Genomic DNA, 13,074 nt, shown 5'->3' with positions numbered 1-13,074 from the left:
AGAGCCATCATGAAAATGAATATGAGAAGCGTTGAGAGATATTTCTTTAAAAGAAGCGCATAAATTAGTAAAACAAGGACATTCCAGCATTTTATTTTACCTGTGGGATCTGATATCCTATTCAAAGAACAACAAAAGCCTGAAGCTGTTATTTTCATGATTTAAGAGATATTGCTCTGGACACTTTTGAAAGTAGCAAAGCCAAATTTAAAAAAGACAGTCATCTGGACTGATTTTCCCTTGATAACTTCATATTTTTTTCCAATAAGGCTGTAAACCGATTTCAGAGATTACGCAAATGGATAATGCAATAGGGCTCTCCTCATCTAGCATACAAAAGCTGTAACAGTAGAAAGAGCATTAAAGCGCCTTAATTTTTATCTCAAACATATTGCTGCATTGGGGATCGCTAAAGAAAAAGTTTTATGAGAAAAATAATACGATAAAGTCATGAATAGACCGAACATAGACTGGAAAGATGTTCTAACTTTTATCCAATACTTCTACCAAAAAACAACAAAACATTATTGGCTTTGTGTTTTCATATCCTTACAAGACTGTCTTTCCTTTGCATTATAGGCCTTACCTTTGTGAAGGACAAAGGAAATATATGGATAGTTCTTAGCTTGAGAATCTAAAAGATTGACATATTACGACAACAAAATTGTACCTTTATCCATCAAAAGCATTAGAAATTTTGAAACAAATATACCTGCTTTCTCGCAATGATTTCTTTTTATCTGCAATCAATCGCAGTCTCCTTAATATGTATTCCCCATCACAACATATGAGAGAAACGAGACTTAAAGCCTTTCTCATCGGCTTCATTCTCATTGACGCGATTGGTTAACACGAAAGCCGCTGCTCACCACTGATCTACTTTACGAGACTCGACAAACAAACCTTTTTTAAAAATATTCATCACATAATACAAAATATCACACGTGTAAGGTCACACGAACCAACTCTCATCATAAACGATGATAAGACATAAATGACATAATAAAACAAATTAGAAAAAAGAAACAATAAACTTTTAAAATAAAAAAGTCATCAATTAAATTTTATCAAACTATAAGCTTAAAATAGCAAGAAATTTTAAAAACAGCCTTTCTCCCTTTTCTCGTCTATTATTGCTAAATAGGCTGAATGCTTATTATTTACTGCATCTTTTATGATGCAGTTTTAACGGATCAGAAAGAAACAAGTAGTAAAATTTTGAATGACAACAAAAACCATAAAGTTAACTTTGAAAAAAATGATGCCAAAATCAGATCTTCAGATATTCGATTCTCCCTCTCAACAACGGAAAAAACATATATTCCACGACGTTTTGGAATATATCTTTGTGATTATAATCACTTTAAGTGCTATTTTTACAGCTCTTCTCTCTTTTTCAGATAAATTTAGAACATATTTTTAAAAGTAAGCAGTCTGTCCAACTTTGATAATGGTTGTACTGTTTTTAAAATTTCTTTTGCTTTCTTTTCATCACGATGCATTTGGGCAATCAAAGGTTCAAGTCCATCAAACTTTTCTTGTCCTCGCAAAAACTGGAAAAAAGAAACGGTACAGTTTTCCCCATAAAGGTCGTCGTTAAAGTCAAACAAATAGGTTTCCAAAAGGGGCGCCCCATCCTTAACAACCGTTGGACGACAACCAAAGCTTGCAACACCATCATACAAAACACCGTTCGCACGACGCAAACGTACCGCATAAACACCATGTGCCAAACGAACTTGGGGAGGCAACATTTGATTAGCGGTAGGAAATCCCAAAAGACGTCCAAGTTTTTCACCTTGAATAATATTGGAGCGTATCCGATAGTGATACCCTAACAAATGGGCTGCTTTGTCCACTTCCCCTTGTGAGAGAAGTTGCCGAATAAAACTCGAGGAAATAATCAAAGATTGTGATTCTTGAGGACGAGCAACGCAAGGAACTTGCACAACCTCAAATCCATATTTCTCTCCCCTTTTGCAAAGAAGATGTACATTTCCACTTTTCTGATGACCAAATTGAAAATTTTCGCCTGTCACCACAACTGAAACATCAAAAACTTCCTTTAAAAAAGACTTAATAAATTCGTCCGCTGAAAGAGCGGCAAACTGTGCATCAAAGGGCTGTTCAATCACACCATTAAAGCCAAGGGTTTTAAAAATTTCAGCTTTTTCAGCTGCCTCTGTCAAACGATAGACAGGAGTTGAATGTTGAAAAAAACTTCTTGGATGTGGTTCAAAGGTTAAAACAACGGCTGGTTTCTTTTTTATCCGCGCAAAGTCAAGTGCTTTTTGCAACACCACCTGATGCCCACAATGAACACCATCAAAATTTCCAAGTGCCAACACTGCTCCCCGCCAAGCCGAGGGAAACATATGAATTCCCTGAAGACGCAAAAAATTAGTCATTACTGAAGTGCCCACATGATTGCTTGTGGTTTATAACCATGATGTTCAAGAAAAGAATGCAAAGCTTGCTTATCAACCACACCATTTTGCGTATAATCATAATGATGAATCCCCCCCATAATATAAAGGGCATCAAGACCAAAGTGAGCCGCTCCCTTAATATCCGTTAAAAGACCATCACCAATAGCTAAAACTTGACTTTTTTCTACTGTTCCCCGTATTTTTTGAAGTTTTTCAAAGGCACATTCATAAATAGGCTCGTGAGGTTTTCCAGCAATGCGCACTTCCCCTCCTAATTGTTGGTAAAGACGAGCCAATGCACCAGCGCACCAAAATTCTTTATTTCCATAATGGACAATCACATCTGGGTTCGCACAAATAAAAGGTAAATTCCGCGCCCGCATACGAAGAAACATCTCCTCATAAGCAGAGGGTTCTTCGTCAAAATCTTCAAGAAAACCGCTACAGACGACAACAGAAGCCTCCCATTCTTCAACAAATTCACACTCTAACCCTTCAAACAGCACCAAATCACGTTGTGAACCAATGAAAAAAACTTTACGTGGAGCATTCTGAATGAGATCGCGCGTTACATCCCCTGAGGTGATAATGGCATCATAATAGTCGCTATGAACATTCATACTTTGTAATTGAGCAGCAACATCTTCCCGTAGCCGAGGGGAGTTGGTTAATAAAATGACAGTTTTTCCCATTTGTCGGATTTTATACAACGCCTTCAACGCTGGTTCAAATGCATGTACACCATTATGCACAACACCCCACACATCACAAAAAACAGCATCATAATGCGCTATAATAGTCTCAATATGGGTAAGTTCATTCATGGTGCACCTATCTCTATTTGTCATTTAAAGCTGTCTTTTACTTCAAAACTACTTACCGAAAGATAATACTTGTGTCATCTGCTTTCTCAAACCATATCCCAACTTTTTATCGTCTATAGAGATCATAAGAAATGATAAAATAACTAAGTTATCATTAAGTTGTGCAAAATTCTAAAATGCTTGATAGCAAAAGCTTATCATTCCCCAATGCTCATTTTTCTCATAAAAATTTTAATTCTAACAACAACGACGTTGATAGAGTTTTTTATCTAAAATACTCAAATTCTTCACTGAGAAAATAAACGTATCCCCCTCTTAAAAACATGCATCATGAGAAAGCCCAATATATTTTCTCATTTCAAATTTGTTTATATTGAATCAATCAAAACCTATTCGCTTACACATTATAAGCAGAGAGCGTACAGATAAAAACATGTGAAGAGAGAAAAACTCTTATGCTCCCTTTCAAAGGCAAAAACTGTCGTAATATTTTGAACTGGCAGAGAGTATGTGCCGTCCGAGCATCTTTTTTTCAGTAAAGATAGGAATATAGCTTTTATCCCATTCATAGAAGCTTTTACACTATATATTTTACGAAGCACCATTGTAAAATAGGCGCTAACATTGAGAAATATCTTCTAAAACAAACATGTGAATATACAACAATCAGATCTATAATGTTTTGAGTTTATTTTGCATGAGGGCTCTTTACTCATAAAAGCTTTCCCCTATCATCATGATATCTCAGACGTATCAAAACAAGCCATTTTGGTTATTGGTTAAGAGCAACACCGTAAGCGGTGCCTTGAGCTTAAAAACCAAGGTTTACCTTCGTAAAATGCATATCTGATGTCATGCGTTTAGTAAGCAAACCTTAAAAGTTTGAAAGGCAAAAAACCTCCTATTTAAAAAAATTTATCCGTCTCAAGAAAAACTATTTTTATTGCCAATCTCCTAAAATTACTTTATGAGTCAGAAAGTGTCTTGGTCGCATACGCAACGACCAATAGGGATTAAAAGCCTGAAAACTCAAACATGAATTGACCCCGCTTTTCGGGTATCCCGGAATTCGGGGAGATTTTGCTATGTACAAGTGTGTCGACGCACTAAAAGCAAAATGCTGATTTAAGTTCAGTACTTTTAACTCCCGGAATACTCATGCGAGGGCGCTCGCAATCGGTGGGGGAAAAATGCAAGCTCCAAATCTTAATATTGATCTTTTTGTGGGCAAAAAGATTCGCTTTAGGCGAAAAATGCTAAAAATGTATCAAAAAACATTAGGGCATCATTTAGGTATCACTTTCCAACAAATCCAGAAATATGAAAAAGGCTTAAATCGCGTGAACGCAGGACGTTTAAAGGAAATTTCCGATATTTTGAATGTTCCACTTGCCTTTTTTTACACTGATATCATCAAAAAAGACAATACCCCATACCATTATGATGAAATCGCCTCGAGCAAAGAAGAATATTTGCTTTTAAAAAGTTTTAGAGTCCTCACATCTGTTAAACAGAAAGCGATTTTAAACTTAATTTGTGATCAAAATTAAAACACTTTAAAAGCATAGCTATAGGGTACTACACGCCCTATTCTTGGCTTTCTCCCCACACCTCAAGGGACGCTCCCTCCTCAAACCGGTTGATAAACAATCCGCCTTCTCAAAAATAGCTCCTTCTCAGCTTCCAATTTCATAGGATTCCTTTCACAAAATTATATAAACAAGCCCTCCCTTGAATATTCATTACACTCTCTTATCAAAACAGCCTATGCATAAATTTTTGTGTCTTACATCACCATACCGCAAACAATAGTGTTTTACAGCACAATAGGACAAGCATTCATACGTATAAAGGGTAGCCCCCTCTTCGCTGTGGACACTCCATTAATTTTAAACGATGTGCATTTAATATACTTTCGTAAGATGCCTGCTTATAAAGGCATAAAGGTGAAAACCATTTACCATCTTTCCCATCTCCTTTTAATTCAGCTTTACGGCTTTCAAAAATACCCAAAGCAATATCTTTTAAATAATGCAGATTGCTTATTGCCTCACGCTTTTGTTTATCGCGTTCTTTAATGGGGTAACAACCCTCACGTAAAATAGAACGCCACCCAATTTCCAATTCATAGACTTGTTTAAAAAAACATCTCTTAAAGTACCCAAGCCCACTTCGCGACAATGCCCATGAATGGTATAACGGTAAATTCATTGAGCAGCCCCATCTTTACGCTTGTGGGGAAGCAACCCGGCACCATCACAAACTTTGCCAACTCCCAATGTTGCAACAGCTCTTGGTACTTAAGACGATTCATAAGAACTATTTTTAGTCCTTTCTTATACAAATTCTACCCACATACTCACCCCGCTTGTGATATGCAAGAAAGTGATTTTGATTGCTTCAACATAAACAGGTTTGAAATGAGAGAATCTTACGATATTCGGGACTCTCACTCAACATACAAAACAGTAAATTATCATTATAAATGAATTTATTGTATAAAGACTTGGTATCATTATGCATTCCTAAAAGCATATTCTTTCCTCTAAAGTCTCAATGCGATACCAATGCCATCATAAGACAACGCGATCCTATACTCTCGTGAGAATAATCCTCAATTTTACAAAGTTGAAACAAACAACATAATGACCAATACAATTTGAGGCAATTATCTAAAAAATGATAACGATTACTACCTATAAAAATTAAAGAAGCAATTATTCTTTGAATAGTAACTTCTTTATTGAGACATTAATATATCAAAATTTATTGTAGAGTGTATATTTCTATTAAAAGCCGTGTTCACGACCTGTAGAATCAAGCTTTGGCGAGAAAAATAGTTCATTATCTGCTTGGAGAACATTTTGACAATTTTTAGATTCCTGAACAGCTAGTCCTGAAAGAAAACATTTCTTTCCCCATTCTTCTCTTAATTTTGCATCTTTCTTAAAATCTTCCACACTATAAGTTTTTTCACATCCCACAACGAATAATAGAGCCATGCATAATAAAATAATTTTTTTCATTTTACCCCTCTTTAAAGAGCTTATTTGTTAACATCATCCCCTAAATGGATTTTTAATTTTCACACTGTATGAGAATACAGCCTTACTATTACTTGCTTGCTTTCACAGCAAATACTCTGAGTAAAATAACGCAAGAAGAGCTCACGACAACCATTGTATGAATTTGTCATAAATACTATGAGAAGGAAAAAGCCAAAACTGACCACAAATGATAAAATCAGAAAGCGGACTAAAGCTTTTGTCCAACTAATTTCAAATATAGAGACTGTGATAAAAATTATCCCTATCCAGTAGGATAATCTATGAACATTATAATGATTAGTATTGCGATCAATGAACTATGAGGCCATAATAAAAAAGTACGAGCCCCTTCTTTTACCTATTTATATTTTGGTCATTGTTCCCCATCGAAGGCCTAAATAGAAACGTTTTGTGATATATAGAAAACAATCAGCAATGCAAATTATTTTTACGAAGATTTCTTCGTGTAGAGTCTATTTGAAATCCATCCATCATTTGGAAGTCTGAATTTAAAAGCAGATAATTATGAAAGCTTTTCAAGGAATGCAACAGATTGATCACTTTTAAAGAAGTAAAAAACGTGATCCAATCCTGAAGACAAAATTCTGATGAAAAAACTTTTTCTATGAATTCTTTTAAGGCATTGTGAAAAATTTTATCCATTATATCAAACGTTACACCATTTGGAGATCTGTTTATTTTTTACTTTCATCAACACCGCTCTAGAAATCCGTTTCTTGAGCGTTTTTTATCGCCTCACTTTCTCCTTCAAACACAAATACTCAAAAATGCTTTGCCACCAACAATGACATTTTCCTGCTTTTATAAAACACATCAATAAGAGAAGCTATTTTAAGAGCAAATCTCTCTTCAACATGAATGTATCATCCATTTACTCCAAAAACGAAAATAATCTCACCGTTTATTCAAACTTGCTCTACGATTTGGTACAATTTTATTGATAAAGTTTTCTCTATAAAAATTTAAGTAAATATGTTCGTTAAAACCAATCATGGACTAGCAAAGGGATTATAGGATCCATTATCTCGCCGCCATTTTAAAGGTTCAGTGAAATCACTCGACCAAAGACCAATCTTGTTGCCACGTGCTTTTTCTTCCGCATGATGATACCGGACTGGAATAGGATTTTTCCCCTCTTTTGAGAGTACGAACATACCTTCTGTAAGACCTGCCTCAGCTAAATCAACCCCTTGAACAAAACATTGCGCATAATAAACACCATTGTGCATCAAAGCCTGTTTACAGGATAAATCCTGCCCAAGTGTTTTGGTGACAAGCCAAGCCATTGTAACCACACCACAGGGCCATTCTTGATCATTTAATCTTGCTTTTTGACGGGGTGCACATGTGTCCACACCATAAAGATGAATATCACGGGAGATATGTGAGCGCCAAGATTGTGCAGCAGGCGTCAGTAATTTAAATGTAACCCCACTTGTAACAGAAGCCTTACCATGAAAAACAACAGCATTATTTGCAACATCATTTAATGAAACACTCTTCTGCAAATCGAGAGCTGGTTCATTTTTTTCTAATTGCTGTTTAGCGATAGGTCTACCCAACTTTTTTTCTTCTCGATAGAGATCGACAATATCTTGGATATCTTGCGTCTCAAATGTTTTAAGAATGCTGAAATCCATTTTATCTTTATATTGGCTTAATCCCCACACTGTGGCCCCCATAATGTAAATAATAACAATCAATTTAAATAGCATCTCTTAACACGCTCGCTCAAAAAATTCGTTTTTTTCCTATCATGTCAGATTATTGATCAGAAATCCCCTTGTTTTTTAAAGAAAAAATCAAAATATAAGTGTTGCAGATTAACTACATTTTGTAAAGAATGATATTCTTTCTTTCATTATTTTAATATTGTTATTTTTACCAATATACACAACTTAAAATTGCCATTTTCATATAACACAATCTCAATTTGAAAAGACTTCTGTCTCTTTACGAAGAAGAGCTTGAGAGTGAACAGATCCACGATCAAGGCTTTTAAAACAAACAGACGAGGAGAATTAACTGTCATAAAATGACAGCAGTCTGCAGTTTGTTAGAGGCAATAGAATATCGACATATGAACAAATATTATTTGTTAAAGAGAGGTAAAATGACAGATAATAGATTCCAAAACATCATTTTTATCGTGACCATGCTGTTTTTTACAGCATTGCTTGTATCAGATCTTTCTTATGCTGCTTCTTCTACTAGTGGAGGTGGTCTGGGAAATCTTGATGGTGTTTTAGACAACATTGTCAAAGCGATGACAGGTGCAACAGCAAGGCTTATTGCAATTATATGTGTTGCTGCTGTAGGTATTGGCTGGATGTATGGCTTTATTGATTTACGCAAAGCAGCTTACTGTGTTCTGGGGATTGCTATTGTTTTTGGAGCCCCCACTCTCGTCACGAAATTAACGGGCTCAGCATAAATGAATGAAGATACTCTTTTCCTTGCCTGTACCCGCCCGACTATGTTTGCCGGTGTTACAATGGAAGCGATGGCGCTCAATGTCATGGCGACATCCATTCTTTTCATTTTGACCAGTGATTTTACCATATTTGGTCTTGGGATTGGGATGCACTTTATTTTGCGAGAAGTGACAAAGTACGATCACAACCAATTTCGCGTATTATTTGCATGGCTCAATACCCGAGGAAAACAAAAAAACCTCAACCGATGGGGAGGAGGTTCAACCTCCCCTTTACGCCTTATCCGCACTTATAAGGAACTAAGCTGAAGGAACGAAACTGGTGAAACAGATGTCAATCATGAAACGGGAAACTTTGCCTGAAGAATATATTCCCTATATACGCTACATCAACCAACATGTCGTTGCTTTAAATTCACGCTGTTTAATGGTTGTGATGGCTGTTGAGGGTATAAATTTTGACACTGCGGATATTGATCAATTAAATTCTTTACACAACCAATTAAACACCCTTTTAAAAAATATCGCAGACGAACGGCTTGCTTTATATTCTCACATCATCCGCCGCCGTGAAACGATATACCCAGAAGGTCATTTTCTTTCATCTTTTGCAGCAATATTAGATGAAAAATATAAAAAGAAGATGGTTTCGCAAGAACTGTATAGAAATGATCTATTTATTTCACTGCTTTGGAATCCGGCCGCGGATAAAACAGAAAAGCTGGTTTCATTTTTTCAGCGCTTGAGCAAAGCGAAGAAAACACAATCTGAACCCGATGAGGAAGCTATTCGTAAACTCGAAGAGTTAAGTCAAGATCTTATGCAAGGTTTGGAAGAGTATGAAGTCCGTCTACTATCAATCTATGAACATGAAGGACTTTTATTTGCCGAACAAAGTGAATTTCTCCATCAACTAGTGGGGGGAAGACGTGAGCGTATTCCTCTCACATTTGGAACTATTGCTTCAACAATTTACTCGGATCGTGTTATTTTTGGGAAAGAAATTATCGAAATTCGCCATGAAAGCAATGAACGCTTTGTGGGCATGTTTGGATGGAAAGAGTATCCTTCTAAAACACGCCCAGGTATGACTGATGGTCTGCTTACGGTGCCATTTGAATTCATCTTAACACAATCCTTTGTCTTTAAAAGTAAGGCAGCCGCCAGTGCAATTATGAGCCGCAAACAAAATCAAATGATCAATGCAGCTGATCGTGCTAGCTCACAAATTGATGCACTGGATGAAGCGCTGGATGATTTAGAATCAAACCGTTTTGTTTTGGGAGAACACCACATTTCTTTAGCTGTTTTTGCTGATCATCCCAAAATATTGTCTGAAAACTTATCAAAAGCACGTTCCCATTTAACCAATGGGGGAGCCGTGATTGCCAGAGAAGATTTAGGATTGGAAGCAGCATGGTGGGCACAGCTTCCTGGAAATTTTAGCTATCGTGCGCGTTCAGGCGCCATTACTAGCAGAAACTTTGCCGCTTTATCGCCCTTCCATTCTTTCCCCGTTGGCAAACTGAACGATAATGTTTGGGGGGCTGCTGTCGCATTGCTAAAAACGCAGGCTGGTTCACCTTACTATTTTAATTTTCATTATGGCGATCTTGGAAACACATTTGTTTGTGGTCCATCGGGCTCTGGTAAAACAGTGATTGTTAATTTTCTTCTTGCACAATTACAAAAACACAATCCAACTATGGTTTTTTTTGATAAAGATCAAGGAGCAGAGATTTTTGTACGGGCTGGAGGAGGGAAATATAAACCTTTAAAGAATGGGCAGCCCACGGGTATTGCTCCCTTAAAGGGCATGGAATACACCGAAAAAAATAAAATCTTTCTTCGTAATTGGATCTTAAAGCTGGTGACCGCTGAAGGGCAAATCGTAACAGAAGAAGAGCGACAAGATATCGCCAAAGCCATTGATTCCTTGGAAAACTTACCCCCAACCCAGCGCTCTCTTGGTGCCCTTCAACTGTTTTTTGACAACACATCCAAAGAAGGGATTGCCATACGGCTGCAACGCTGGATTAGAGGCAATGATTTAGGATGGGTTTTTGATAATGATCAAGATGATCTCAATTTAAATGCGCAGTTCATTGGATATGACATGACCGATTTCTTAGATAATGAAGAAATTCGGCGCCCCTTAATGATGTATCTCTTTCACCGCATTCTTGATTTGATTGATGGGCGGCGCATCATTATCGTCGTTGATGAATTCTGGAAAGCTTTAGAAGATGATTCATTTAAAGCTTTTGCGCAAGATCGGCTAAAAACAATTCGTAAACAAAATGGCATGATGCTCTTTGCAACACAAAGCCCTAAAGATGCTTTGAACTCAACAATCGCGCACACAATCATTGAGCAATGCCCCACCCAAATATTTTTTCCAAATCAAAAAGCAAATTACAATGATTATGTCGAAGCTTTCAAACTTACTGAGCGTGAATTTGAACTGATACAGTCAGAGTTAAGCAGAGAATCCCGTCGTTTTCTCATCAAACAAGGACAAAGTTCCGTCGTTGCAGAACTTAACTTACGTGGAATGAATGATGAGATCGCCGTTTTAAGCGGCACAACAAAAAACATTGAACTCATGAATGAAATTATCAACGAATATGGAGCTGACCCTGATAAATGGCTGCCCATATTTTATCAAAGGAGAAAAAATCAATGAAAAAATATGGCTTAGTTACACTGTTATCTCTTTCTTTTATTTCTCATGCAATATCACAAACGACACCCGATGTAGATGAATATTATAAACAAGCACTCGAGAACACACAAAAATTAAATGCTGCAAAATCAGAAACAGCTGAAAACATTTATAAAACAGCAACTGACACTGCAAATAAAATCAAAGAAATAAGTCAACAACTTGAAAATATTAAATCAAAACCAGAAACAAAACCAGAAGAATTGCAAGCCCTTCAACAAGAGCTTCAAATAAAGCTTTCTCTTCTTCAAGCAGGTCTTCAAGTGAATTCTTTAAAACTTCAGTCTCTTGATATGATTCAAGCAAGAGATACGAAAACAAAAGACGAATTGCGTGAAGAAAAGGAACAACAAAAGCATAAACATATTGAAAAACAGTTAAAAGAAAAAGAAAAACAATTAAAAGAAAAACTTGAAAGTGCGCGTACAGATGTCAGACTTTAGTTTTTCTCCCTTTGAAAGCGTTTCTGGGTATATTTTAAAACCCCTCGATAATGTGATGGATACAACGGTGAGTGGGCTATCTTCTGCTATTTCAGCGCCCTTAAATCTCGCTGCAATCATTTTTATCTTTCTTTATGGCTATAATGTTATGACAGGTCGCGTTGCGCTTTCCATGCATAGTCTTCTCAATAATGTTGTTAAAATCGTTGTTGTTACAACAATGGCAACGAATGCGGATATATTTAATACTTATGTCAAGGATATTTTCTTTAATGATTTATCCAATGCTATTGGGAATGCGCTTAACAGTAATCCTGCAAGCTCCAATGTTTTTGATTATATTTTGTTAAAGGCAAGTTCGCGTTATCAAGAAGTCTTATACAATGCTTGGTTTTTTGAAAAGATCATTGTGGGTCTTCTTGGTTCTATCATGCTTCTCGCGGTTATTCTTTTTTGTATAGGTGGTTTTATTGTGCAAATGTTTGCACAAGTTGCACTGGTCATGATTATAGGTCTTGGGCCTCTATTTATTAGTTTGTATTTGTTCAATGCAACGCGAAAATACTCCGATGCATGGATTACAACTTTGATCAATTTTACCATTTTACAAGTTCTCGTAATCATGCTTGGAACCATTATATGTCAAGTTATCCTACAGGTTCTCAAAGTTTCATATGAATCAATTTACGTTCTTTTTCCCCCTGTCATCGTCATTTCGATCATAGGAGTTATTATCTTCCGTGCGCTTCCTGGTATTGCAACAGCGCTGGCCTCTGGCGGACCATACTTTAACGCTGGTGTCTCTTCAGGAGGACAGATTTTTACAATGCTTTCAAATGGTGCAAGAGCGAGTGGCAATGCAGTAAAAAGTGCCACTTCACAAATCTCAGGAGCTGCTGGTAACGCTGTTAGAAGTGCGGCAGGGGCGGCCGCAAAAGCAGGTAAATCTGGAGGTGGTCGTGGTCGATTTTAAGATAAAGCACCTCTTTAAAAGAATAAGAATTTTTGTTTTTTCCTTGTGTGCGCCAAAGGGTGCACGCGCCATGATCCTGTTCCAGATAAGATCTAACACCTTGGGTCTAACAACAAAACCAATCGAAATCTTGCATCACATAAACTTGTAAAAATGTTCAGAACAAAGGCTCTCATGC

At 36.7% G+C, this 13,074-nt stretch carries 10 protein-coding genes and 1 pseudogene; 6 read left to right on the top strand and 5 right to left on the bottom strand.

The window, feature by feature from the left end:
- Positions 1-1,406: 1,406 nt before the first annotated feature.
- Both ACFIML_RS06590 and ACFIML_RS06585 read right to left on the bottom strand, forming a co-directional pair.
- Positions 1,407-2,408 carry a bifunctional riboflavin kinase/FAD synthetase gene (locus tag ACFIML_RS06590; RefSeq protein ID WP_375609227.1) on the bottom strand — a complete coding sequence of 334 codons (1,002 nt, stop codon included), beginning with the start codon at positions 2,406-2,408 and terminating at the stop codon, positions 1,407-1,409.
- Complete coding sequence (locus ACFIML_RS06585) at positions 2,408-3,253, bottom strand: TIGR01459 family HAD-type hydrolase (RefSeq protein WP_375607263.1); 846 nt, start codon at positions 3,251-3,253, stop codon at positions 2,408-2,410. The genes ACFIML_RS06590 and ACFIML_RS06585 overlap by 1 nt, the downstream gene beginning before the upstream one ends.
- A 1,190-nt stretch (positions 3,254-4,443) precedes the next feature.
- Between ACFIML_RS06585 and ACFIML_RS06580 the strand changes: the two genes are divergently transcribed.
- A complete protein-coding gene (locus tag ACFIML_RS06580) occupies positions 4,444-4,803 on the top strand; it encodes a helix-turn-helix domain-containing protein (RefSeq protein ID WP_375607262.1) in 360 nt (119 codons plus the stop codon).
- A 382-nt stretch (positions 4,804-5,185) separates the two neighbouring features.
- On the opposite strand, the pseudogene ACFIML_RS06575 reads toward ACFIML_RS06580, so the two are convergent.
- The 3 genes and pseudogenes from ACFIML_RS06575 to ACFIML_RS06565 form a co-directional block, all read right to left on the bottom strand.
- Positions 5,186-5,576, bottom strand: a pseudogene (locus ACFIML_RS06575) (integrase); the annotation flags it as partial.
- Between the two features lie 466 nt (positions 5,577-6,042).
- Entirely contained in the window at positions 6,043-6,279 is a 237-nt protein-coding gene (locus ACFIML_RS06570; protein WP_375607261.1) for an EexN family lipoprotein, read from the bottom strand.
- A gap of 1,031 nt (positions 6,280-7,310) precedes the next feature.
- On the bottom strand, positions 7,311-8,036 hold the full coding sequence (locus tag ACFIML_RS06565) for a hypothetical protein (RefSeq protein ID WP_375687701.1): 726 nt from the start codon (positions 8,034-8,036) through the stop codon (positions 7,311-7,313).
- Positions 8,037-8,434: 398 nt separating this feature from the next.
- Between ACFIML_RS06565 and ACFIML_RS06560 the strand changes: the two genes are divergently transcribed.
- The 5 genes from ACFIML_RS06560 to ACFIML_RS06540 are packed head-to-tail and all read left to right on the top strand — an operon-like array spanning position 8,435 to position 12,896.
- Entirely contained in the window at positions 8,435-8,755 is a 321-nt protein-coding gene (locus ACFIML_RS06560) for a TrbC/VirB2 family protein (protein ID WP_375614691.1), read from the top strand.
- Positions 8,756-9,064 carry a type IV secretion system protein VirB3 gene (locus ACFIML_RS06555; RefSeq protein WP_375607258.1) on the top strand — a complete coding sequence of 103 codons (309 nt, stop codon included), beginning with the start codon at positions 8,756-8,758 and terminating at the stop codon, positions 9,062-9,064.
- A gap of 22 nt (positions 9,065-9,086) precedes the next feature.
- Positions 9,087-11,441 carry a VirB4 family type IV secretion/conjugal transfer ATPase gene (locus ACFIML_RS06550; protein ID WP_375607279.1) on the top strand — a complete coding sequence of 785 codons (2,355 nt, stop codon included), beginning with the start codon at positions 9,087-9,089 and terminating at the stop codon, positions 11,439-11,441.
- A complete protein-coding gene (locus tag ACFIML_RS06545) occupies positions 11,438-11,923 on the top strand; it encodes a type IV secretion system protein VirB5 (protein ID WP_375687698.1) in 486 nt (161 codons plus the stop codon). Before ACFIML_RS06550 ends, ACFIML_RS06545 begins: the two co-directional genes overlap by 4 nt.
- Positions 11,910-12,896 carry a type IV secretion system protein gene (locus tag ACFIML_RS06540; protein WP_375607256.1) on the top strand — a complete coding sequence of 329 codons (987 nt, stop codon included), beginning with the start codon at positions 11,910-11,912 and terminating at the stop codon, positions 12,894-12,896. The genes ACFIML_RS06545 and ACFIML_RS06540 overlap by 14 nt, the downstream gene beginning before the upstream one ends.
- The last annotated feature ends 178 nt before the right edge of the window (positions 12,897-13,074 follow it).

This window comes from Bartonella sp. AC62GZZY, assembly GCF_042196525.1.
GTDB lineage: Bacteria > Pseudomonadota > Alphaproteobacteria > Rhizobiales > Rhizobiaceae > Bartonella.
Note: the sequence above shows the minus strand (reverse complement) of the source record. Positions and strands in the feature narration are given on the sequence as shown.